Here is a 24,846-nt window from a genome sequence, read left to right as displayed (position 1 = left end):
AGTTGCGAGTTGCGAGTTAACAAGATAATGAATTATCTGAAAGAGTAAAGTGAAAGCTTTACTCTTTTTTTAGTTTCAATAACTATGTAATTTACGTTTGAGTTAATTAAATTTAATAGTAAACCTAAATTAATCTGAACATACAAGGTTTTATACTCGCTGTTAAATGCATCCTTGTGGTGTTGTTGGCCATATAGGCTGATCGTTATCGCTATACAAAACACCAAAATTAATGTTTGTGAGGTTATTAAAATGAAATTGAAGTTCTAGCCATTCTTTTTCAAACGTTACAGATACAAACGAGCCATAATCATCAACAGAAGGTTCAGAGTCTAGTTCGGTCTTAATAATTGATAAAACTTCGGCCATTGGCTTACCTATAAGTTGATAACCAAACAAAGCTGCACTTTTATTGTAAACTTCGATCCAGCCAAGACGATTATCATTGTCAATTTCAAAAGTCAGCTCTATTAAAAGCTGGTTAAACTGCAATCGCTTATTTTCTGAATCGGTGAAAAATATCTTATCAGGTACACCTAACGCAGAAACAGCTTGCGTCTCTGTAAGACCAAATTGAATTGTGTCGATTCCATGACCTAGTTTGATTTCCATTAATTAAATCCTTTACTTAAGAGATTATAATGGTTTATATACTTCAATAAGAGCATAAACTACACATAAATGCTTACAACATTCTCTTTGAACTAACTCTATTTGTAATTTCTATCCCCAATTTAAAAAACATTTTGACTGTTCTTTCTTAGCGTCAGAATAGTAAGCGTATAGGTTGAGTGATTTAATAAGCGTTTTAATTTCGTTCTGGACAATGCCATACCAAACAGTGCCATAGGCTCCCTGTGACAGTAAACTGGATCATTAACATTCTAGATTCTTTGTAATCCGGAGCTTTAACATAATTGAAAACTAATTGAGAATAAATTTTTTCACCGAAGTACATTAACTTATCTATCGGTGCATTGGCGTTAGCTAACTTTACGATTAGCGAGTGCCACTGGCCTTCTGAATATTGCTTAAGCCCTTTTCTCCATTGTAAGAATTCATTCTCTAGAAACAAATCGTGAATGTAGTTTGTTAGCTCTTCTTCAAATTTTTCCATAGCTTATTTTGTACTGTCTGTTAAAGGCTACTATTAGGTATTAATATTTACACAAAGTGTTTGTCGATAAAGCTATACCTGTTTAATTTCTACTTTATAATTAATTGATAGTTATTTATTTCTACCAACAAACGCTAAAATCCAATCATGTTCTTCATCAGTTGATGTTTCTTTATTAACGAACTCTGATATTTCAGCTTTCATTGCTTCAAATTCACTAATCCCCTCTTTTATGTTTGATAACTGAGTTGTATGAAAGAAGCAACCGTAAACCCCACTTGTTAAGGTGTATGGTGCATTAACACTATCTTTTTCAAAAGTTAGGCGAGCACCTTTTGAATGCTCCTCGTCTTTAATTATTTAACCACTTTCAGACCTATCGTTCCTATGGTTTCTCCGTTATCGATTTCACTCCACATATCATACCTTGTAGTTTAGAAAATCAGCTTCGGGTAATAACAATATCGCATTTATAACCACCCATTTCGCTTTCTAAATTATCACTATTATATAAAGTGTATTTACCGGGAACTGTGAAAAGAATCTCATTAAAACCATCAGCTTCCCAGCGAAAACCCATGGTTTCGGGGGTTAAGCTGACTAAACTTGTAGCTTTAAGCTGAGAAGTAGACATTAAACTTTTCATTTCTTTTGGAGCACTATCAACAACCAAAAATAACCATGTGCTATCAGGTTCACGATAAATAGCTAACTCTTTAAATGAGTTCTCTCCAAACATAATAGAGACGCTACCGTTTACGCTAATTTCATTAGGGCTACAGTCAAAATGCTTTGGTGAATAAGCCCAAACAGTTTCAGGCGATTCATTTCCTTGTATAGCTAAACAAGTAAATGAAACTAATAAAAATAGATAGTTACTCAAAATAATCCTTAGCAACAGATAATTAGCTTAAGCTAGAAATAAAATAGAAAGCTCAAGGTAAAGCTGATGCTCTTCATCAATTGCAACTTATTGTTCATAAACACTTAAAGGTACATAGCTTTTTATACCAAAAGAGTCACTAATAACAAACACATAATAATAAGTAATATCTCAATCAAACAAAGAGTTAATTCAAGTCCACCGCTATACATTTGCTTCTTATACATATTGGAATTGATGGGCAACATACAAAATAACAGCTGCGGTTAGCCAGCACAATAAAGCCAGTCCTAGGTTTTTAAAAGCCTCTTTTTTATGTGAAATCGCAATTGAATTGAAGAAGTTATTAGTTAGAAATAAAAACGGGAAACAACTAACGAACAATGGATGAGAACAATTTTCTAATGATTTTCTAAATTCAGAGACTGAATTGACAGAAAAAATTACAAACCCAATAAGCAGTGGGATTACTAAAATTGCGAGTACAAATTTTTCCATGTCCTAATATTTTCCTTACGAATAACCTTGAAGCAATTTTATAATTGAAGAAAATTTACAGCTATAGACTAAAAATAATGTGGCACGAGACATAGCATACCGCATTCCTCCTTCTAATATTAACTTGCTAACTTGCTTTTAAATACCTCTAAAGAATACAGATTGTAAGAAGCTTAAAAGATCAGTTTGATTAGAATAATAGTCAGCAATCTCACCCCAAACTTCGAAGTTACTTAAGTTGAACCCGTCTTCTATATCATTATAATAAAGACATCGCTTACCAATTATTGCGACAACCCAAAAGCCATTGCCCTCTTCACCAAATGGATACTGAGTCCATTTTTCAAGCTCGTTTAGTTTAATTTGGTTCCACAGGTTTCTTTCAACCAAAGACATGTTGAACTCAGCAATTTCTATAATGCCTTCTAAATGAGGTTTTGTGATAGGTTTCCAGTTACTCATAATGCTTCTATTTTTGGCGATTTAATTCATCTATAATAAATCACATAACCTTCTGATATTTAGTTTTAATGAAATCAAGAAAGAGACCCTCAATATGTGTTTGCCGAAAATATTTTAACGGCTAACAGACATATCAAAGATAAACAGGTTTTTAAAATAATAAAAGAAAAATTAGCTACTTAAAGCAGCAAAAAAGAATCGTTATGCTTACTTGAACTAAGCATTCAGCATGTTGATATGTGTTAGGTGTCGATTATTACGAAACCTTCAGCCCAATAATCTTTACCAAGTGGGTAACACGATATATAGAAACCACTTTCGTCACAAGCAGCGGGGTTAATATTTGGAAAATCACTAAACCCAGGTTGCTCTTTTAGTCTTCCAACAGCAGCAATTGCCTCTTGCTCAGAAGCATAAATCCCGATTGTCTTTACACATTCATTGTTTTCAGAAATTATGTGCAAATGCTCTAGCAGGTATACTTTATCCATAGACACCTAACATTTAAATGGTGCGTTCATCGCGCATACTTTGCAGACTTAACGCCAATTATCTGGTTTCTATATTTTTAACAAATTCCCTAAATGATTACTACCACGAAGTTTTTTAAGACATCAAAATAAAATTATAAAAGTAATCAGATCGCAACGTTCACTTTCATTGATATATATGAAAAGAGCTGTTTAGCAATTGATTAAATATGATATTTTGCCAATCCTAATAAACACTTTTTGATCGCTAGAGTTCTAGGGAATTCACCTGATTAAGTATTGTGAGCTTGCCAAAAAAACAAAAAGAGCATTGTATCTAGCGCGATATAAACCGTGCCTACAATGCTCTTTAAGACTATTTAAAAATAACGAGGTTATTTTAGTGAGTCGTTAATTTCTTTTAGTGTTGCAACTGGATCTGCCGATTGGGTGATTGGGCGGCCTACAACTAAATAGTCGCTGCCATCTTCAACGGCTTGTTTTGGTGTCATGATGCGCTTTTGGTCACCTGCATCGCTGCCTGCTGGGCGAATACCAGGGGTAACCAGTTTAAAGTCTGCGCCGAGTTCTGCTTTTAGCTTTTTCGCTTCTTGTGCTGAGCACACTACCCCGTCAAGGCCTGATTCTTTAGCAAGATTTGCTAGGTAAATTACTTGCTCTTCTGGTGTTTTATCTACACCTAAACGAGTAAGCTCAGCGGCATCCATACTAGTTAGTACAGTTACTGCAATCAGTAATGGAGCATCATCACCAAACTGCTCTAAAGCTTGTTTTGCTTTAGTCATCATTTCAACGCCGCCAGAGGCATGCACGTTAACCATCCATACACCCATTTTTGCAGCTGCGGTTACAGCTTTAGCTACTGTGTTTGGAATATCGTGAAATTTTAGGTCTAAGAATACATCAAAACCTAAGTCGATTAGTTCCTTAACAAAGCTAGGACCGAAATACGTGAACATTTCTTTGCCTACTTTAAGGCGACACGTATCAGGCGATAATTGCTTTACAAACGCAAGAGCTGTTTGTTGATCATCATAATCAAGGGCAATTAATACTTTTTTTGAATCTTCGACAGACATAACTTTCCTAAAAACTAATGGACTAATATGAATTAAAAACCGTCTATGCCACGGCTTGGAACAATTGTTTCCCAGTGCTTACAAGATGGACATACCCAATAAATGGTATGACTGGTAAAGCCACAGTGTTGGCACTGAAAATCAGGTTTGGTTGCGATATAAGACGTTACTAGCTTATCAATTTGATCGAGTACATCTTTAATATCGTTGTTTTGTTTGGCAAGTAGCTGTAATAAAAAGCTAAAGCCACGAATAGTCGGATGACGCTTTAAACTATCCGTTAAAAATTTGATTGCTTGCTCGATATGGCCTTGCTCAAGTAAAGCTTGGCAGTGTTTTATTTTTATTAATACGCCACCTTTATCGAGCAGTTCATTGAGTAATTCGTAAAACTGATGCGTTAAATTAAGCTTTTGATAGCTCAGTGCTAATTCTTCAATAAATACTGGCGCAAAAAACGTGAACTGGCTAATCAGCTCACGCCAATAGTAAATTGCTTTTACATAATCTTCTTTAGTAAAAGCGCTGTGGCCAAGCTCATACAAAGGGCGAATAGCTTTGTGGTTTAAGCTAATAGCTTTACGCATAATTTGCGTATCGTTATCTTGTAAGGCTGCTTCACAATAAAAATTTGCAATCGCTTTTACATGCTGAGGTTTAGTGAACAACTCACTGTGGGCCTCGTACATGTTAATGCCCTTTTCCCATTCACGGGTTTGTGAATAAAGATTAATAATAGGCTCTAACGCTTCTTTATAGCCTGCCTTAACAAGCCATACTAAATGCTCTTCTGCACCATCTAACAAGCCTGCCATAATGTAATCTTCAGCAAGTTCTAAGCGGCTGGTTGCAGCTTGTTGCTCATCAAGACTTGGGTGCTTTAATAGCAGCTCATGAATTTTAATAGCACGGTCAAGTTCGCCACGGCGGCGGAACATAGTGGCTAGCGTTGAATAGTGTTCAACAGAATCAGCAGCAACTTCGAGTAGATTAATAAGGTGTTCTAAGCCTTGGTCTTCTTCTCTGTCTAAGAGAAATTTAAGGCCTTTAGAATATTCAGAGGTAATTTGGCGATTAAGCTGATGAGCTTGGTTTTTAGCGCTGTTTTTACCCATTATCCAACCGTAACCGGCTGCAACGGGTAAAAGTAAAAACAGAAGCTCAATCATGATTAGGTGTCTTTATTAGCAACAAGCTTTTTATTGTTTTTTTCAGGCGCTAATTTCTTTTTTAAACGATAATTTTGCCACTTTAACTGAGAAAACAGTGTAAAGCTTATAAAACAACCAATTGCGACACCTAAAATAAAGCAGATACTTATTACAACAGCTAGGGGCAATGTATTACTCGCGATTAAATAATTGATTTGCACCAATTGTGGATTCTGTGAACCAAGTACAAACGCAATAAATAAACACAGCGCAATCAATACGATTTTTAATACCCTAAACAAGTAACTACTCCTGTATAAAACTAGGCAATACTCGCATTTACGCGGTCACGTAATTCTTTACCTGGTTTAAAATGTGGTACGTGCTTACCGTCTAACTCAACTGTTTCGCCAGTCTTTGGATTACGACCTGTGCGAGGAGAACGATAATGCAATGAGAAACTTCCAAAGCCACGGATCTCGATGCGATCTGAGCTAGATAATGAGCCGGCCATTTGTTCAAGAATTTCTTTAACGGCATTTTCAACATCTTTCACAGGGATGTGTGCGTGTTGCTCGGCAAGTTGTTCTATCAATTCTGACTTAGTCATAGCGTTTCCTTAAAGAGTGGTAAAGGAAGGGCAAAACTGCCCTTCCAATTTTAAAAGACTAGATATTAGTCTTTTTGAGCATTTTTGAATGCTGCAGCCATAGCGTTTTCGAACGCTGGCTCTTCTTTCTTAAGCTTCTCTAGTACTTCTTTCTCTTCTGCTTCGAAAAGAGCTTTAACAGATAAGCTTAAAGTGCGGTTCTTACGATCAACACCAACGTATTTCGCTTCGATTTCGTCGCCTACAGAAACTACAGTAGTAGCATCTTCAACGCGCTCTTGAGCGATATCAGCTACACGGATGTAACCTTCAACGCCTTCGATTAGCTCAACAGTTGCGCCTTTCGCATCAACTTCAGTCACTTTACCTTTAACAATAGCACCTTTTTTGTTTGCGTCCAGGTAGTTATTGAATGGGTCAGCTTCGATTTGTTTAACGCCTAGAGAGATACGCTCACGCTCTGGGTCAACTTGTAATACGATAGCAGTGATTTCGTCGCCTTTCTTGAATTCACGTACAGCTTCTTCGCCTGGCGTGTTCCAAGAAATGTCTGAAAGGTGAACAAGACCGTCAATACCGCCTTCAAGACCGATGAAGATACCGAAGTCAGTGATTGATTTGATCTTACCAGTAACTTGGTCGCCTTTGTTTTGTAGACGAGCAAATTCTTGCCATGGGTTAGCAATACATTGCTTAAGACCAAGAGAAATACGACGACGCTCTTCGTCGATTTCAAGAACCATAACTTCAACAGTGTCACCTAGTGAAACAACTTTTGAAGGGTGGATGTTCTTGTTAGTCCAATCCATTTCAGAAACGTGTACTAGACCTTCTACGCCTTCTTCGATTTCAACGAAACAACCGTAGTCAGTAAGGTTAGTTACACGACCAGAAAGCTTAGAACCTTCTGGGTAACGACCAGCGATAGCTGCCCATGGATCTTCGCCAAGTTGTTTAAGACCTAGAGATACACGAGTTTTATCTTTGTCGAATTTAAGAACTTTAACTGCGATTTCGTCGCCAACATTAACGATTTCTGAAGGGTGCTTAACACGCTTCCACGCCATGTCTGTGATGTGTAGTAGACCGTCAACACCACCAAGGTCAACGAACGCACCGTAGTCAGTAAGGTTCTTAACGATACCTTTAACTTCTTGACCTTCAACAAGGTTAGCAAGAAGCTCTTCACGCTCTTGTGAGTTTTCTGATTCGATAACTGCACGGCGAGAAACAACAACGTTGTTACGTTTTTGGTCAAGCTTGATTACTTTGAACTCAAGCTCTTTACCTTCAAGGTGAGTTGTGTCACGTACTGGACGAACATCAACAAGTGAACCAGGTAAGAATGCACGGATTGAATCAACTTCAACAGTGAAACCGCCTTTAACTTTACCGTTGATAACACCAGTAACAGTCTCTTGCTCTTCACATGCTTTTTCTAAGCGGATCCACGCTTCGTGACGCTTCGCTTTCTCACGAGAAAGGATAGTTTCACCGAAACCGTCTTCGATTGCGTCTAAAGCTACATCTACTTCGTCGCCAACAGCAACTTCTAGTTCACCAGCAGCATTTTTGAATTGCTCAGCAGGGATTGCACTCTCAGATTTAAGACCAGCATCAACAAGTACGATGTTGTTCTCGATTGAGATAACTGTACCTTTAACGATAGAGCCTTGCTCTGCTTCAAAACCCTTTAGGCTTTCTTCAAATAACTGCGCAAAATTTTCTGACATTATACGTCTCTAAATAATTAAATAACCAATTAGCAACCATGCTGCATGGGGTTGTTAAAATAGCACTGGCTTCCTGCCGGCACCTTAATAAATTACTTTTTAGCTTTTGGAAGCTTACCTGCAAGTACGGCTTCGTCGATTAAAGTTACAACTTTATCAAACACTTGCAATGCATTGAACTCGCTAGTATCGATTTCAATGGCGTCTTCTGCAGGAACAAGCGGCGCAACTTCACGTGTCATATCACGGTGATCGCGAGCTTTTATGTCCTCTAGTAGACCACTTAGTGTAACATCAAGACCGCGTTCGTTCAACTCAGCAAAGCGACGACGAGCACGCTCTTCAGCCGTTGCGGTTAAATAAATCTTTAATGGTGCATCTGGGAACACAACCGTGCCCATATCACGACCATCGGCAATTAGGCCGCTCTCAGTACGAAACGCACGTTGACGACGTAATAATGCTTCTCTCACCCGTGGTAATGCAGCAATTTTAGAGGCCGCAGCACCGACTTCTTCGTTACGAATTGTGGTTGTGACGTCTTCGCCTTCCAAGACAATTTTAGATGTGTGCGTTTGGCTATCGACCAAAAACTGTACATCTAAGTTTGCAGCTAGCGGCACTAGCGCATCTTCATTATCTAATTCAATTTGATGATGAAGCGCTGCAAGTGACAGCACACGATAAATCGCACCGCTGTCTAATACATCCCAACCTAATTTCTCGGCTAACAAGCGACAAACAGTTCCTTTACCTGAACCACTTGGGCCATCGATGGTGATTACGGGCATTGATAACGCCTGCATTTATAACCTCCTGCAATGCACACCAAAATAAAACCGCGACATTATACGCCAGTTCTTGAAATAGATCCGCATTTAGAATGTAACTTTTTATATTTTCTTCTGTTTTATTGACTTGAGACAGACTCTAGTACTTTGAAAAACGTTGGAAAAGTTTTGTATGTACACTTAGGATCGTTAATGGTTATTGGCTTTCCGCCAACGGCAACCATTGCAAAACACATGGCAATGCGGTGATCGTTATAGGTGTCAATCGCAACATCGTTGAATGTATCAGGTGGTGTAATTTCGATGAAATCTTCCCCTTCAACAACCTCTGCGCCGACTTTACGAAGCTCAGTCGCCATGGCATACAAGCGATCTGTTTCTTTTACGCGCCAGTTATAAATGTTACGAATTGCTGTTTTACCTTTTGCGAATAACGCAACAGTGGCCAACGTCATTGCCGCATCAGGAATTGCATTAGCATCAATATCCACTGCGTTCAGCTCGCCTTTACGAACCACCAGCTTTTCATCGTACCAATCAATTTTAGCGCCCACTTGCTCCATCACTTTGGCAAAACCAATGTCACCTTGAACTGATGCCGCACCTACCCCATTAATTTCTATTTCGCCGCCCGCTATTGCAGCCGCCGCAACAAAATAGGAGGCACTTGAAGCATCGCCTTCAACCATAATACGCTCAAGTGCTTGGTACTGCTGACAGCCTTTAACGTAAAATGTTTGGTAGTTATCATGGCTTACTGTCACACCAAAACGCTCCATTACATCAAGGGTAATATCAATGTAAGGCTTTGATACCAGCGTGCCCTTAATGGTAATTTCTGTGTCACCATTAAATAGTGGCGCTGCCATTAATAGTGCAGTTAAGAACTGACTTGAAATGCTGCCATCAATTTCAACTTGTCCACCATTGATTTTGCCGCCTTTAATGGCCAGTGGTGGATAGTCTTTATGTTTAAGGTATTCAACATCACCGCCAAGTGCTTGCAGAGCATCAACCAAATGGCCGATTGGGCGCTCTTCCATACGAGGCTCACCCACTAGCTGGTATTCACCTTCTACTGCCGCTAACACCGCTGTAAGAGGACGATAAGCCGTACCAGCATTACCTAAGAACAGTGGCTCACTTGGCGTTTTGAATTGACCAGCAACACCTTCTACAGTTGCCACTGTTTTGTCTTCATTTAACGTAACATTCACACCGAGCAGTTTTAACGCACCTAGCATGTGGCGAATATCATCACTGTCTAGTAGGTTTTCAACAACCGTTGTGCCCTCTGCCAGTGCAGCGAGTAACAAGATGCGGTTTGATAAGCTTTTTGAGCCAGGCAGTGTCACACTGCCATTTACTTTAGTGATAGGTTCAAGACGAAGCTGTTCCATAACTAGCTGTTCTCCTTGGCGAATTTTTCCATAAAATCAACCAACGCTTGAACACCTTCAAGCGGCATCGCATTGTAGATACTCGCGCGCATGCCACCCACAATACGGTGGCCTTCAAGGGCTAATAGGCCAGCTTCTTTTGATTCACTAATGAATTTATCATTCAGTGATTCATCATTTAGCCAAAACGGCACGTTCATACGTGAACGGCAATGTTTAGCAACTTTATTGCTATAAAACGCTGAACTATCAATAAAGTTATAAAGTAGTTCTGCTTTTGCGATGTTTTGCTCTTCCATCGCTTTAACGCCACCGTTTGCTTCAAGCCATTCGAACACTTCAGCAGCTAAGTACCACGCAAATGTCGGTGGTGTGTTATACATGCTGCCTTGTTTTGCTTCTAAGGCGTAATCAAGAATGCCCGGCTTTGCAAGACCTTCACGCTCAAGGAGCGTTTTACGAACAATAACAATCGATAAACCAGACGGGCCGATATTCTTTTGTGCACCCGCGTAAATTAGGTCGAACTGATTTACGTCAAACTCGCGCGATAAAATAGTCGATGACATATCAGCCACTATCGGTGCAGATGGGTGTGAAGGTACTTCAAAAATTTCTATGCCGTCGACAGTTTCATTCGGGCAATAGTGAATGTATGACGCATCCGCAGGTAATTCCCAGCTGCTCGCTGGTTTAATAGAAAACTGGCCATTTTGCTGTTCATCATCACGTACATTAATGCTTTGAACAGTCGTGAATTTTGCAGCTTCTTCAGTGGCACCTTTTGACCATACACCGTTTTCACAGTACACAGCAGGCTTACCATCAAGATGAAGGTTCAAAGGAACCGCACTAAATTGACCACGGCCACCACCGTGCATAAATAACACTTCAAACTCATCGCTAATATTCATTAAGCGGCGTAAGCTTGCTTCACATTTGGCGGTTAGCGCTAAAAAGTCACTGCTGCGATGGCTGATTTCCATCACAGAAACACCTAAACCTTGCCAATCAATAAACTCTTTTTGTGCTTTTTGCATAACTGCCGGCGGTAACATTGCCGGTCCTGCACAAAAATTATATTTAGTCATTACTTTGCCTCATTCCAGTAATTATAGTGCGGATAAAAAAAGCGGCCGAAGCCGCTTTTTAAATCAATGTTATTCTGAAGGTGGGTTATCACCCGTTTCTTCAGTATTTGTATCGACTACTTCAACGGCCTCGCCTTCGATGGCTTCTAGCTCATCAACTTCGATTTCTTCGATACGTTGTAAACCAACTACTTGCTCTTCGTCAATAGTTCGTATCAAAATAACGCCCTGAGTATTACGACCAACCGTAGAAACCTCGTTAACACGCGTACGAACAAGTGTACCGCGATTAGAGATGATCATGATTTCGTCGTTTTCGTCAACTTGTACTGCACCAACCACAGCGCCATTACGCTCGCTTACTTTGATTGATACAACACCTTGTGTTGCACGGCTCTTCGATGGGTAATCTTCAAGTGCAGTACGCTTACCATAACCGTTTTCTGTCACAGTTAAGATTGCGCCATCTGACTTAGGTACGATTAACGACACAACGCGTTGGTCGTCAGCCATCTTAATACCACGAACACCTGTTGCTGTACGGCCCATTGGACGTACACCTTTGAAGCGGATTTCCGGGTTGCCATTTTCATCTAGAACTGGGTTACCGTTTTCATCAACAACTTCTGACTCTTCAGCTTCTTTAAAGCGAACAACTTTACCAGCATCAGTGAATAGCATGATTTCATTCGTGCCATCAGTGATATCAACACCAATTAGGCTATCGCCTTCATTTAGGTTAACCGCGATGATGCCGCTTGCACGTTGACGGCTGTATGCTGTAAGCGGTGTTTTCTTAACTGTACCAAATGCCGTTGCCATGAAGATGTATTTATCTTCTTCGTACTCGCGTACTGGTAAGATAGCAGTGATACGCTCATCAGCTTCAAGTGGTAATAAGTTAACAATTGGCTTACCACGCGCTGCACGGCTTGCTAATGGTAATTGATATACTTTCAACCAATATAAACGACCTGCCGTTGAGAAGCACAGAATTGTATCGTGAGTATTGGCAACTAATAGACGTTCGATGAAGTCTTCATCTTTCATCTTCGTTGCTGATTTACCTTTACCACCACGGCGCTGTGCTTCGTAGTCAGTTAATGGTTGATACTTAACGTAACCTTCGTGAGAAAGCGTTACAACAACGTCTTCTTCATTGATTAGGTCTTCAAGGCTAATATCGTGAGCAGCTGAACTGATTTCAGTACGACGTTCGTCACCATATTGCTCTTTGATTTCTACTAGCTCGTCGCGGATAACTTCCATTAGACGCTCTGGGCTTGAAAGAATGTGTAAAAGCTCAGCAATTAGATCTAGAAGTGTTTGGTACTCGTCTAAGATCTTCTCGTGCTCAAGACCCGTTAATTTGTGTAAACGTAGGTCTAGAATAGCTTGTGCTTGTTGCTCAGATAAATAGTACTGACCGTCACGGATACCTAAATCAGCGGCTAACCAATCAGGACGTGCTACGTTATCTTCACCTGCTTTTTCAAGCATTGCTTTAACAGTACCTAGTTCCCAAGAACGTGCTGTTAATGCAGCTTTTGCTTCTGCTGGTGTCGGTGACTTACGAATAAGTTCGATAATAGGGTCGATATTCGCAAGGGCAATTGCTAAGCCTTCAAGCGTGTGAGCGCGGTCACGGGCTTTACGTAAATCAAATACTGTACGACGTGTTACCACTTCGCGGCGGTGAATGATAAACGCTTCAAGCATTTCTTTTAAGTTGAAACACTTAGGTTGGTTGTTATCAAGTGCAACCATGTTCATACCAAACACAGTTTGTAACTGAGTTTGTGCATATAGGTTGTTTAAGATTACTTCACCAACATCACCACGTTTGATTTCGATAACGATACGCATACCGTCTTTATCAGATTCGTCACGTAGTGCGCTAATACCTTCAATCTTCTTATCTTTAACAAGCTCTGCGATCTTTTCGATAAGACGTGCTTTGTTAACTTGATAAGGGATTTCGTGAACGATGATTGTTTCACGACCGGTTTTTTCGTCAACTTCGATTTCAGCACGAGCACGGATATATACCTTACCACGACCTGTTAGGTACGCTTGCTCAATGCCTTTTTTACCATTGATAATCGCCGCAGTCGGGAAATCCGGACCTGGGATATATTCAATAAGATCAGCAATTGACATATCAGGGTTTTGAATAAGCGCTAAACAGCCATTGATAACTTCTGTTAAGTTATGAGGCGGAATGTTCGTTGCCATACCAACCGCGATACCTGAAGAACCGTTTACTAGTAAGTTAGGTACTTTTGTAGGTAATACGTCAGGAATTTGCTCAGTACCGTCGTAGTTAGGTACGTAATCAACCGTTTCTTTTTCTAAGTCAGCTAATAATTCATGTGACATTTTCGCCATACGGACTTCCGTATAACGCATTGCTGCCGCAGAGTCACCGTCAACAGAACCAAAGTTACCTTGGCCGTCAACAAGCATATAGCGTAATGAGAAAGGCTGCGCCATACGAACGATGGTGTCATATACCGCGCTGTCGCCATGTGGGTGGTATTTACCGATTACATCACCAACAACACGTGCTGATTTCTTGTAAGGTTTATTCCAATCATTATTGAGTTCGTTCATTGCGAATAAAACGCGGCGGTGAACTGGCTTTAAGCCGTCACGTACGTCTGGCAATGCACGTCCTACGATTACACTCATTGCATAATCTAGGTAGGAATTTTTTAATTCATCTTCAATATTGACTGGCAGAATTTCATTGGCGAGATCAGTCATTTGATTTCACATTCCTTCAGTATTGACTCATTAAGAGGCAAACCGCCGTCTTAAGAGCTTTAGTTATTATTTCTAGACCATGCTATCACAATTTATTTAGATTTACAGGCGCTAAATCTTTGCGATTTATTAATTTCCCCCTATATAATGGCCTCAGATTAACGAGGAAGTTTTTTATGACCGAGCATCAAAATGTAGATAATGCAGAAATTGCAAAGTTTGAAGCCATCGCTGAACGTTGGTGGGACCGCGACGGAGAGTTCAAACCCCTTCATGAAATAAATCCTCTGCGTTTGGATTTTGTCGCTGATAAAGTGGGCGGCTTATTTGATAAGGAAACTTTAGATGTTGGCTGTGGTGGCGGCATTTTAAGTGAAAGTATGGCGCGCATGGGCGCAAAAGTAACCGGCATCGATATGGGCCAAGAGCCTTTAACCGTTGCTAAATTACATAGTTTAGAAACAGGCGTGCCTGTTGACTATATAAAGGTACCTGCAGAACAGTTTGCTGCTGAGCACCCTGCTCGCTTTGATGTTGTGACCTGTATGGAAATGCTTGAGCATGTTCCAGATCCAGCTTCTATTATCCGCGCTGTCGCTGAGCTTGCTAAACCGGGCGCCGATGTGTTTTTCTCAACACTAAATAAAACACCAAAAGCTTATTTGTTTGCCATCGTAGGTGCTGAAAAGCTATTAAAAATGGTGCCTGAAGGTACCCATGACCACAAAAAGTTTATCAAACCTGCACAACTTATTGCGTGGGCTGAAGAAGCGGGTCTAAAAGTAAGAGCCAGTACTGGCCTTAACTACAACCCATTTTCAAAGCAATACAGCTTAAATGATGATGTAAGTGTTAATTACATCCTGCACTTTGAGAAACTAGCCTAATGAGTGGTGTGCAAACACCCTCTATCGATTTTGATGCCTTTATTTTTGATTTAGATGGCACACTACTCGATACCGCAGATGATTTAGGTGGCGCATTAAACCGTGTGTTAGCAGATGCCAATGTGGCCCCTGTTGCTGAACATATATACCGCCCTGCTGCATCTAATGGCGCTAATGCATTATTAGAAGCCGGCTTTGGTGATAAATGGCCTGAACTTGAACAACTTGCTTTACGCCAACAGCTTCTGGATTACTATGCCGAAGATATCGCTGTACACAGTAAATGCTTCACTGGCATCGAGCAGCTTTTAATTGCGCTTAAACAAAACAATATTAAGTGGGGCATTATGACCAATAAGCCCGGCTTTTTAACTGAACCTTTAGTGCAAGCAATCCCGTCATTAAGTAATGCCCAGGCTGTTGTCAGTGGTGATACATTAGCTGTGGCAAAACCATCGCCGGATCCACTTCTCCATACCGCTGAAATCTTAGAGGTTGATCCGAGCCGTTGTTTATATATCGGTGATGCTGAGCGTGATATTCAAGCGGCAAAGGCTGCGAATATGTACAGCGCCACGGCGTTATGGGGTTACATACCCAGTCTAGACGCTGCGCTTGGCTGGCAAGCGGATTTTAATTGGCACTCGCCAATTGATGGCTTTAACCATATATAGTGTTATTTAATATCTAAAACACCATATATTGTGATCTGATTTACTTTTGAACATTCTTTGATGATAAAAAAAACAGTCAAAATTTATTTTTAATTACGGTAAATTTTCTGGATCTTTTGTTGATTTCTACAAATTTCGTCGTCTATGAATGTTCAAAGGTTAATGGTTACTAACACAAAGCGTTTATCCAATAGTTATCCACAAAATGGGGCAATTCTATCCCTTGCAAAACAGCGCAGACCACACTATCTTGTGATCTGCAATTTAAACAACACCAGATATTGTGGCTAAATGTTATTCAATTAGTTCTCTGGTGTTTAATAATAATAATTACATAAAGAATACCTTTGTCTTTACAACTATAATTTCCCAAGGAATACAGGCAAAACTATGAACCAACAGCTATCTGTAAGCAAACGTGACGGCCGTAAAGAGTCACTTGATCTAGATAAGATCCATCGCGTGATCGCTTGGGCCGCAGAAGGTCTTGATAATGTGTCTGTCTCACAAGTTGAATTAAAATCTCATATTCAATTTTATGACGGCATTCGCACCGACGACATTCATGAAACTATCATCAAAGCTGCAGCTGATCAGATCTCTAAAGATACGCCTGATTACCAGTACCTTGCTGCTCGCTTAGCTGTATTCCATTTACGTAAAAAAGCATATGGCCAATTTGAGCCACCACGCTTATACGATCACATCACGAAATTAGTTGAAGACAAGCGTTATGATCAACACCTATTAGTTGATTATACCGAGCAAGAAATTGACGAGTTAGATGCTTACATCGATCACAACCGTGACTTAAACTTCAGCTACGCTGCTGTTAAGCAACTTGAAGGTAAGTATTTAGTTCAAAACCGTGTTACTGGCGAAATTTACGAAAGTGCACAGTTTTTATATATCTTAGTGGCTGCAAGCTTATTCTCTGATTATCCAAAAGAGACACGTCTTGATTACATCAAGCGTTTTTACGATGCAGTATCGACATTCAAGATTTCATTACCAACACCAATTATGGCAGGTGTGCGTACACCAACACGTCAGTTCAGTTCATGTGTATTAATTGAATGTGGTGATAGCCTAGATTCTATCAATGCAACATCGTCTGCGATTGTTAAGTATGTTTCACAACGTGCAGGTATTGGTATCAATGCCGGTCGCATTCGTGCGCTAGGTAGCCCAATTCGTAACGGCGAAGCGTACCACACTGGCTGTATCCCGTTTTATAAACACTTCCAAACAGCAGTTAAAAGCTGTTCTCAAGGTGGTGTACGTGGCGGCGCAGCAACCCTATTCTACCCACTATGGCACTTAGAAGTTGAAAACTTACTTGTGCTTAAGAATAACCGTGGTGTTGAAGACAACCGTGTTCGTCACCTTGACTACGGTGTACAGTTCAACAAATTAATGTATAGCCGTTTAATCAAAGACGATTACATCACATTATTTAGCCCGTCAGATGTACCGGGTTTATACGATGCGTTCTTTGAAGATCAAGCCAAATTTGATGAGCTATATGTTAAGTACGAACAAGATGAGTCTATTCGTAAAAAGCGTATTAAAGCGATTGAGTTATTCTCAATGTTCGCACAAGAGCGTGCGAGCACAGGTCGTATCTACTTACAAAACGTTGACCACTGTAATACGCACAGCCCGTTCATCTCGACTGTGGCGCCAATTCGTCAATCTAACTTATGTTTAGAGATTGCATTACCGACTAAGCCGCTAAGCAATGTAATGGATGAAGAAGGTGAAATTGCACTATGTACGCTTTCAGCGTTTAACTTAGGTGCTATTGAGTCATTAGATGAATTAGAAGAGCTTGCTGAACTTGCTGTTCGTGCCCTTGATAACTTACTTGATTTCCAAGACTACCCAGTTCCTGCGGCTAAAAACGCAACAATGGGTCGTCGTACGCTAGGTATTGGTGTTATCAACTTTGCTTACTACTTAGCGAAGAATGGTAAGCGTTACTCAGATGGCAGCGCAAACGCGCTAACTCACAAAACATTTGAAGCAATTCAATATTATCTAATGAAAGCATCAAATGAGTTAGCAAAAGAGCGCGGTGCGTGTCCTAAATTTAACGAGACAACGTATTCTCAAGGCATTATGCCAACAGATACTTACAAACGTGACCTAGATCAGTTCTGTAATGAACCACTTCACTTAGATTGGGATTCATTACGTGCAAGCATTCAAGAGCACGGTATGCGTAACTCAACGCTATCTGCCCTTATGCCTTCAGAAACATCATCACAAATCTCTAACGCAACAAATGGTATTGAGCCACCACGTGGTCATATCAGCGTTAAAGCAAGTAAAGATGGTATCTTAAAGCAAGTAGTGCCAGATTATGAAAATCTGAAAGATAACTACGAGCTACTGTGGGATATTCCTTCAAACGATGGTTACCTACAACTTGTTGGTATTATGCAAAAGTTCGTTGACCAAACGATTTCTGCTAACACTAACTATGATCCATCTAAGTACGAAGGCGGTAAAGTACCTATGAAGGTGCTATTAAAAGACCTACTGACTGCTTACAAACTTGGTGTTAAAACCCTGTACTATCACAATACGCGTGACGGTGCATCGGATGCTCAAGATGAGCTAACACCAGAGGTAGAAGATGATGGTTGTGCAGGCGGCGCTTGTAAAATCTAATTAAATTAATAACATAACAAAAGCGGGCTCATTAGCCCGCTTTGTCCTGACTGTTTTTTGAGTAATCACTATGTCATATACAACTTTTAGCCGAAATCATAATAACCAATTACAAGAACCGATGTTTTTCGGCCAAACGGTAAACGTGTCACGTTACGACCAACAAAAGTACCCTATCTTCGAGAAGCTAATTGAAAAACAATTATCGTTCTTTTGGCGTCCTGAAGAGGTTGACGTAAGTAAAGACCGTCTTGACTTCCAAGCGTTACCAGAGCACGAAAAACACATCTTTTTAAGTAACTTAAAATATCAAACATTACTTGATAGTGTACAAGGTCGCTCGCCTAACGTTGCGTTATTACCAATTGTGTCTATTCCTGAGCTTGAAACATGGATAGAAACATGGGCATTCAGTGAAACCATTCACAGCCGTTCATACACGCACATTATTCGTAACGTGACGCAATCGCCAGAGCTTATCTTTGATGACATCGTAAGTAACGAGAAAATCAGTGAGCGTGCGGATGCCGTAACTAAATACTATGATGACTTAATCAACATGATTTCTGTTTACAACCTGTACGGTGAAGGTAAACATGTGATCAACGGTGAAGAAGTTAAGGTCAACCTTTTTGATCTTAAAAAGCAACTTTACCTTGCGATGATGTCGGTTAACATTCTTGAAGCGATTCGCTTCTACGTTAGTTTTGCTTGTTCATTTGCGTTCGCAGAACGTGAATTAATGGAAGGTAATGCAAAAATCATCAAGCTAATCGCGCGTGATGAAGCATTGCACTTATCTGGTACGCAACACATCTTAAACATCATGCAAGAAGGTAAAGACGACCCAGAAATGGCAATCGTTGCTGCACAATGCCGTGAAGAAGCGATCCAGATGTTTAAAGAGGCCGCTGAACAAGAAAAAGATTGGGCTGAGTATCTATTTAAAGATGGTTCAATGATCGGTCTTAACAAAGATATCTTATGTCAATACGTTGAATACATTACAAATGCACGTATGACTGCGGTAGGTTTGCCAGCTCAATTTGAAAGTAAGAGTAACCCTATTCCTTGGATCAACTCATGGTTAGTATCTGACAATGTTCAGGTTGCGCCGCAAGAAGCTGAAATCAGCTCTTACCTAGTTGGCCAAATTGATTCACAAGTTGATGCATCAGATTTTGGTGACTTCGACCTGTAATGAGCGCGAATACCACTGCACAGGTTATCCTTGCAGGAACAGACAGCCAGGATCTTGATTTTGATTCTGGCTGTTCATCTCTCCTTGAATGCCTAGAACAACACAAAATAGATGTCCCCTACCAATGCCGTGAAGGTTATTGTGGCGCATGCCGTGCAAAATTAGTTGAAGGTGATGTGAGCTACAATCAAGAGCCACTTGCGTTTGTTCGAACAGGCGAAGTGTTACTGTGTTGTAGTAAACCCAATGGTAAGGTGAAAATAGAACTTTAATGCCACACAAGTTCATTTGTTTGGTAGAAGTTTTCTTTGTCTGACACACTCACTGTTTGTTGATCTATGGTTACATCCCACTGTAAGTTCTTCGTTAAATGACTCGCCAATTGCTCAATAAAGTTGCCATCAAAAGCAATTAAATGGCTATTATTTATCAGCTCTAGTTGATGCTCATACTCTTGTAACCACTCATGGTTTAGCGTCGTGACAACCCATAATTCATCCACTCGTTTCGCTATTTTATTGAGCTGCACAATATCGGGTTGGTCAACAGCCAGCCAGGTTTGATAATGATCATCCAACGCTTTTATTGATACATCAGGCTCAGAATGGCTATGGCTTGTATTCAAGATGGCCGATTCATTATGAGAAAATAAGCAATAACTTAATAGTTTAAGTACAAAATGCTGATAGCTTTCACGACGACCACAGGCCGTAGTAAACACCTCTTTGTGATTACGATGTGCTCTTAAATCAGCAATCGTAAAATTTGCTTTAAACACCCTATTTTTATCAGACATAAGAGTTGGCCATCTCACTGTAACAGTCTAAGTATAGTGTATGGTGTTAAAATCGCGACATAAGGTAAAGTTATAGTATAACGTTATTGCAGTTAAAAAATTGCGGTGTTATATTATATCACAACACTCAACAACAAACTTAGAAGTAGTAATGATGAAGCAACTTTCAATTCTTTCTAGTGCTGTTGCCGCTGCGCTGTTTTCCCAATCAACAATGGCTGCTGTGATCACAGGTCAAGTATTAGATAAAAACCAACAACCTATCAGTAATGCCGAAATACACGTACATGGTAAATCGCAATCTGTTGTCACCGATACACAAGGTCAATTTAAAATTGATGTAGACAACAAAGGCCAGCTGCACATTAGTAAAGACAATTACATTGATAAACGCGTTGCTATCAACGGTGAAAATCAAAACCTGGTTGTTACACTTACCCCAACCTCAGTTGAGACTGTGGTTGTTTATGCCTCTGCACTTCATAAAAATAGCCTTGAAATGATTTCACCAGTGAATGTTTTAGCCGGTGATGAACTAAAAGATAAGGCAAAACCAACTCTAGGCGAAACACTCAAAGGATTACCAGGCGTTAATGCCAGTTACTTTGGCCCAGTATCTTCGAGCCCGATTATTCGTGGCTTAGATGGTCCACGTGTTAAAATCACTCAAAATGGTCTTGATAGCAGCGATGCATCTCGAATTGGTCCAGATCACGCAACATCGAACGACAGCTTAGCAGCTGAGCAAATCGAAGTACTTCGCGGCCCAGCTACCCTACTTTATGGCTCTGGCGCAATTGGTGGTGTGGTTAACGTAGTTGATAACCGTATTCCTACCGATAACATTGACACTTTAACCGGTGCTGCTCAGTACACTCACGATACAGTATCAAATACCAACACCTATGCTGCAAAACTTGAAACCGGTAACGATGGCTTCAACTTCCATTTTGATGGTACTAAGCGTAAAGGCCATGACTACAAAACACCAACATTCGAGCTTCCTGAGGAGCACGATGAACATGAAGGTGAAGATCATGAAGAGAAAGAAACAGCTAACAGTGTTGAAAACACCTTTATCGATAGCCAAAATGTAAACTTCGGTACCAGCTATGTGGGTGAACACCTGACCTTAGGTGTATCTTATGGTCGTATCGAAACTGACTATGGTATTCCAGCACATGAACACCACCATCATGAAGAAGAAGCGGCTGATCATGATGAAGAAGAACGTGAAGAGTCTGTTTTTGCACAATTAGAGCAAGATCGTTGGCAAGGTTACATGAGCTATGCGCTGCATAATAATTGGATTGAAAATATCTCATTACGTGTTGGTTACACTGACTATAAACATGCTGAAATTGAAGATGGTGCTGTTGGTACTGTGTTTTCAAACAAAACCACAGAAGCACGTGCCACTGTTGAGCATAAATTAGGTCTTTGGCACGGTATGGCGGGTTATCATTACACTGAATCTGACTATGATGCAGATGGTGAAGAAGCCTTTACACCTGCAAGTGTGACAAAATCAAATGCATTATTCATGCTTGAAGAGCGTCAATTTGGTGATGTTACCGTTGAATTAGGTGCACGACTTGAAGATTACCAAATCGACTCTGCAGTTAGCATGGCTGAACATCATCATGATCATGAAGCAGAAGAAGAAGATCACGATGAAGAAGAAGCAGAAATCATTAACTACAGTGAAGATTTCACTAACCTTAGCTTATCTGCAGGCGCAATTTGGCAGTATCAAGAAGGCCAAAGTGTTGCTTTAAGTGTATCTCGTTCTGAGCGTGCGCCGCTAAGTGCTGAATTACTATCAAATGGTGTTCATATTGCAACAGGCACTTATGAACTAGGTCTTGGCTATCATATCGAAGACGGTGAAATTCATTTTGAACCTGAAGATATCAAACAAGAAACATCAACCAACTTTGATTTAAGTTTCCGTCGTTTTATTGGTGACTTTGGTTATACCGTTAACTTTTTCTATAACGATATTGAAAACTACTATTACCAGCAGAATACGGGCTTAGCCTTTGATGAAGATAATGGCTTAACCAGTCAAGCTGATGCTGATGAAGATGCGATGGCGGTTTATCAGTTTACTAGTAAAGACGCAAAACTATACGGTATTGAATTTGATGTGCACTATCAAGTCACACCAAGTGCCTTAGTAAAAGTATTTGGCGATTCAACAACCGCTAAGCTAAAAGATGATGAAGGTTACTTACCGCGTATTCCGGCTAATAAACTAGGCTCGGAATTACAGTACACAGTAGCGGATTGGCAATTTAGCCTAACAGGCACTCATTACTTTGAGCAATCTGACATCACTGCGTATGAAACAAAAACAGATGGTTACACATTGTTTGATGCATCAGCTAACTACCAACTTGATTTAGGCCCTGTTGATACACAGCTTTATATTAATGTTGACAACTTAACCGATGAATTAGGTTTAGTACACAGTTCATTCATTAAAGAAAAAGCACCATTACCTGGTCGTAACTTCAGCTTGGGTATTCGCGGTTATTTCTAATCGCTTTAAATGGTTATAAAAAAACCCTTTCACTTTAAAAGTGAAAGGGTTTTTTATTAAGTTTAGAAACTTAATAGATTGCTATTATACCAATTCGCTTAATTAAGTAGTCTATTTTGAGGCAATGAAACCTCGTTGATAACAAGGCAAAAATTTCGTTATTTAGTTGTTCTAAATCAGAAATTTTTAACGCCGTTAGCGACAGGTTTAATCCCTCAAAATGATTAAGTATTATTGCGGATTGGTATTAGCCCTTTTGTTCAATCTTCGCCCATGAATCACGAAGACCCACAGTTTGATTGAATACTAATGAGTCGGCTTTGTTATCACGACAGAAGTAACCCATACGTTCAAACTGGAAGCCCTGCTCTGCTTGTGCATTAACAAGTGACGGTTCAAGTTTCGCGTTAGCAAGAACCACAAGTGATTCAGGGTTTAACGTTGCATTGAAGTCTTCAGCAGCAGCTGGGTTTGGTACGTTGAATAAGCGGTCGTATAAACGAACTTCTGCAGTGATTGACTCACTCGCTGAAACCCAGTGAATAACACCTTTAACTTTACGACCATCGCTCGGGTTTTTACCCAGTGTTTCTGGATCGTATGAGCAGAAAATAGTCGTGATTTCACCGTTTTCGTCTTTTTCAACGCGCTCCGCTTTAATTACATAAGCACCACGTAAACGTACTTCTTTATCAAGTACTAAACGTTTGAACTTGTTGTTTGCTTCTTCACGGAAATCTTCACGCTCGATATACAGTTCACGAGTGAAAGGCACATCACGGCGACCCATTTCTTCTTTATTCGGGTGGTTTGCTACAGATAAAGTTTCTACTTTATCGGCATCATAGTTTTCGATAACAATCTTCACCGGATCAAGAACAGCCATTGCACGCGGTGCATGCTCATTAAGATCTTCACGGATACACGCTTCAAGCATACCCATTTCAACCATGTTTTCTTGCTTGGTGATACCGATGCGAGAACAGAATTCACGTACTGATGCAGGTGTATAACCGCGACGACGCAAACCAGCAATCGTTGGCATACGCGGATCGTCCCAGCCTTCAACATGACCATTAACCACTAAGTCGTTTAATTTACGCTTAGACATAATCGTGTATTCAAGGTTTAAACGTGAAAACTCGATTTGTTGAGGATGACATTCAAGGCTGATGTTATCTAATACCCAATCGTATAAACGACGGTTATCTTGGAACTCAAGAGTACATAATGAATGTGTGATACCTTCTAACGCATCAGAGATACAGTGCGTGAAGTCATACATTGGGTAGATGCACCACTTGTCACCCGTTTGGTGATGATGTGCAAAACGTACACGGTATAAAATCGGGTCACGTAAAACGATAAACGAGCTAGCCATATCGATTTTTGCACGCAGTACACACTCGCCTTCTTTGAATTCACCATTACGCATTTTTTCAAAAAGCGCTAAGTTTTCTTCAATCGGTGTATCACGGTAAGGGCTGTTTTTACCTGGCTCTTTTAATGTACCACGGTATTCACGTGCTTGCTCTGGTGACAAGAAACACACATACGCAAGGCCTTTTTCGATTAGCTCAACAGCATAGCCGTATAACGCATCGAAATAGTTAGATGAATATTTGATTTCACCATCCCACTGGAAACCTAACCACTGCACATCTTCTTTAATTGAGTTTACGTAATTAATGTCTTCTTTTTCTGGATTAGTATCATCAAAACGTAAATTACAAAGACCTTGATAATCTTTGGCAATACCAAAGTTTAAGCAAATCGACTTTGCATGACCAATGTGTAAGAAACCGTTTGGTTCTGGTGGAAAACGCGTGTGCGTAGTCGCATGCTTACCGCTTGCGAGATCTTCATCGATACGCGTTCTAATAAAGTTACTTGGGCGATTCTCAATTTCCGCCATAGGAGCATAATCCTCTGAATATTGCATGGTGACAAAACTACTGCATTATTACAAAAACAAACCCTAACATACAGTAGTTG

The 24,846-nt window shown here is 40.2% G+C and carries 22 protein-coding genes; 6 read left to right on the top strand and 16 right to left on the bottom strand.

Annotated features, from left to right (window positions below):
• Positions 1 to 162 precede the first annotated feature (162 nt).
• The 14 genes from C2M33_RS07020 to gyrA all read right to left on the bottom strand — a co-directional run bounded on the left by C2M33_RS07020 (position 163) and on the right by gyrA (position 14,072).
• Complete coding sequence (locus C2M33_RS07020; RefSeq protein WP_063705457.1) at positions 163 to 612, bottom strand: hypothetical protein; 450 nt, start codon at positions 610 to 612, stop codon at positions 163 to 165.
• A 947-nt stretch (positions 613 to 1,559) separates the two neighbouring features.
• Positions 1,560 to 2,000 (bottom strand): hypothetical protein, encoded by a 441-nt coding sequence (locus tag C2M33_RS07010; RefSeq protein WP_105174082.1) that lies wholly within the window; start codon positions 1,998 to 2,000, stop codon positions 1,560 to 1,562.
• Between the two features lie 219 nt (positions 2,001 to 2,219).
• Entirely contained in the window at positions 2,220 to 2,498 is a 279-nt protein-coding gene (locus tag C2M33_RS07005) for a hypothetical protein (RefSeq protein WP_063705466.1), read from the bottom strand.
• A 138-nt stretch (positions 2,499 to 2,636) separates the two neighbouring features.
• On the bottom strand, positions 2,637 to 2,960 hold the full coding sequence (locus tag C2M33_RS07000) for a hypothetical protein (RefSeq protein WP_199776352.1): 324 nt from the start codon (positions 2,958 to 2,960) through the stop codon (positions 2,637 to 2,639).
• A 242-nt stretch (positions 2,961 to 3,202) separates the two neighbouring features.
• The gene (locus C2M33_RS06995; RefSeq protein WP_063705472.1) at positions 3,203 to 3,451 is read right to left on the bottom strand and encodes a hypothetical protein; all 249 of its coding nucleotides are present in this window, start codon (positions 3,449 to 3,451) and stop codon (positions 3,203 to 3,205) included.
• 374 nt (positions 3,452 to 3,825) lie between these two features.
• Positions 3,826 to 4,530, bottom strand: coding sequence for an orotidine-5'-phosphate decarboxylase (gene pyrF, locus C2M33_RS06990; protein ID WP_063705476.1), 705 nt, complete (start codon positions 4,528 to 4,530; stop codon positions 3,826 to 3,828).
• A gap of 32 nt (positions 4,531 to 4,562) precedes the next feature.
• Positions 4,563 to 5,699 (bottom strand): lipopolysaccharide assembly protein LapB, encoded by a 1,137-nt coding sequence (gene lapB, locus C2M33_RS06985; protein WP_058585078.1) that lies wholly within the window; start codon positions 5,697 to 5,699, stop codon positions 4,563 to 4,565.
• Between the two features lie 2 nt (positions 5,700 to 5,701).
• Positions 5,702 to 5,983 carry a lipopolysaccharide assembly protein LapA domain-containing protein gene (locus C2M33_RS06980; RefSeq protein ID WP_054551349.1) on the bottom strand — a complete coding sequence of 94 codons (282 nt, stop codon included), beginning with the start codon at positions 5,981 to 5,983 and terminating at the stop codon, positions 5,702 to 5,704.
• Positions 5,984 to 6,003: 20 nt separating this feature from the next.
• Positions 6,004 to 6,291: an integration host factor subunit beta gene (gene ihfB / locus C2M33_RS06975; RefSeq protein WP_036968575.1), complete on the bottom strand. Its 288-nt coding sequence runs from the start codon at positions 6,289 to 6,291 to the stop codon at positions 6,004 to 6,006.
• Between the two features lie 65 nt (positions 6,292 to 6,356).
• Entirely contained in the window at positions 6,357 to 8,024 is a 1,668-nt protein-coding gene (rpsA, locus tag C2M33_RS06970; protein ID WP_063705479.1) for a 30S ribosomal protein S1, read from the bottom strand.
• 92 nt (positions 8,025 to 8,116) lie between these two features.
• Positions 8,117 to 8,830 (bottom strand): (d)CMP kinase, encoded by a 714-nt coding sequence (gene cmk, locus C2M33_RS06965; RefSeq protein ID WP_063705481.1) that lies wholly within the window; start codon positions 8,828 to 8,830, stop codon positions 8,117 to 8,119.
• Between the two features lie 104 nt (positions 8,831 to 8,934).
• Positions 8,935 to 10,215 (bottom strand): 3-phosphoshikimate 1-carboxyvinyltransferase, encoded by a 1,281-nt coding sequence (gene aroA, locus C2M33_RS06960; RefSeq protein ID WP_105174081.1) that lies wholly within the window; start codon positions 10,213 to 10,215, stop codon positions 8,935 to 8,937.
• A gap of 2 nt (positions 10,216 to 10,217) precedes the next feature.
• Positions 10,218 to 11,306 (bottom strand): 3-phosphoserine/phosphohydroxythreonine transaminase, encoded by a 1,089-nt coding sequence (serC, locus tag C2M33_RS06955; RefSeq protein ID WP_105174080.1) that lies wholly within the window; start codon positions 11,304 to 11,306, stop codon positions 10,218 to 10,220.
• 69 nt (positions 11,307 to 11,375) lie between these two features.
• The gene (gene gyrA, locus C2M33_RS06950) at positions 11,376 to 14,072 is read right to left on the bottom strand and encodes a DNA topoisomerase (ATP-hydrolyzing) subunit A (RefSeq protein ID WP_105174079.1); all 2,697 of its coding nucleotides are present in this window, start codon (positions 14,070 to 14,072) and stop codon (positions 11,376 to 11,378) included.
• Between the two features lie 176 nt (positions 14,073 to 14,248).
• Between gyrA and ubiG the strand changes: the two genes are divergently transcribed.
• The 5 genes from ubiG (at position 14,249) to yfaE (ending at position 19,782) form a co-directional block, all read left to right on the top strand.
• Positions 14,249 to 14,959: a bifunctional 2-polyprenyl-6-hydroxyphenol methylase/3-demethylubiquinol 3-O-methyltransferase UbiG gene (gene ubiG / locus C2M33_RS06945; RefSeq protein WP_105174078.1), complete on the top strand. Its 711-nt coding sequence runs from the start codon at positions 14,249 to 14,251 to the stop codon at positions 14,957 to 14,959.
• The gene (locus tag C2M33_RS06940) at positions 14,959 to 15,633 is read left to right on the top strand and encodes an HAD family hydrolase (RefSeq protein ID WP_063705496.1); all 675 of its coding nucleotides are present in this window, start codon (positions 14,959 to 14,961) and stop codon (positions 15,631 to 15,633) included. Before ubiG ends, C2M33_RS06940 begins: the two co-directional genes overlap by 1 nt.
• 390 nt (positions 15,634 to 16,023) lie before the next feature.
• Complete coding sequence (nrdA, locus tag C2M33_RS06935; RefSeq protein WP_063705499.1) at positions 16,024 to 18,309, top strand: class 1a ribonucleoside-diphosphate reductase subunit alpha; 2,286 nt, start codon at positions 16,024 to 16,026, stop codon at positions 18,307 to 18,309.
• Positions 18,310 to 18,379: 70 nt separating this feature from the next.
• Positions 18,380 to 19,510 (top strand): class Ia ribonucleoside-diphosphate reductase subunit beta, encoded by a 1,131-nt coding sequence (gene nrdB, locus C2M33_RS06930; protein WP_063705502.1) that lies wholly within the window; start codon positions 18,380 to 18,382, stop codon positions 19,508 to 19,510.
• The gene (yfaE, locus tag C2M33_RS06925) at positions 19,510 to 19,782 is read left to right on the top strand and encodes a class I ribonucleotide reductase maintenance protein YfaE (protein WP_063705504.1); all 273 of its coding nucleotides are present in this window, start codon (positions 19,510 to 19,512) and stop codon (positions 19,780 to 19,782) included. The genes nrdB and yfaE overlap by 1 nt, the downstream gene beginning before the upstream one ends.
• Here the strand turns inward: yfaE and C2M33_RS06920 are convergent.
• On the bottom strand, positions 19,779 to 20,306 hold the full coding sequence (locus C2M33_RS06920) for a YaeQ family protein (protein ID WP_105174077.1): 528 nt from the start codon (positions 20,304 to 20,306) through the stop codon (positions 19,779 to 19,781). The two genes, yfaE and C2M33_RS06920, sit on opposite strands and share 4 nt — an antisense overlap.
• Before the next feature lie 154 nt (positions 20,307 to 20,460).
• Here C2M33_RS06920 and C2M33_RS06915 point away from each other — a divergent pair, with 154 nt between their 5' ends.
• Complete coding sequence (locus C2M33_RS06915; RefSeq protein WP_105174349.1) at positions 20,461 to 22,851, top strand: TonB-dependent receptor; 2,391 nt, start codon at positions 20,461 to 20,463, stop codon at positions 22,849 to 22,851.
• A 247-nt stretch (positions 22,852 to 23,098) separates the two neighbouring features.
• Here the strand turns inward: C2M33_RS06915 and glnS are convergent, their stop codons facing one another.
• A complete protein-coding gene (glnS, locus tag C2M33_RS06910) occupies positions 23,099 to 24,766 on the bottom strand; it encodes a glutamine--tRNA ligase (RefSeq protein WP_063705509.1) in 1,668 nt (555 codons plus the stop codon).
• Positions 24,767 to 24,846 lie beyond the last annotated feature (80 nt).

Source organism: Pseudoalteromonas sp. T1lg122 (assembly GCF_002964825.1).
Taxonomy (GTDB): domain Bacteria; phylum Pseudomonadota; class Gammaproteobacteria; order Enterobacterales; family Alteromonadaceae; genus Pseudoalteromonas; species Pseudoalteromonas gelatinilytica.
This window is presented reverse-complemented; position numbering and strand designations above follow the sequence as displayed.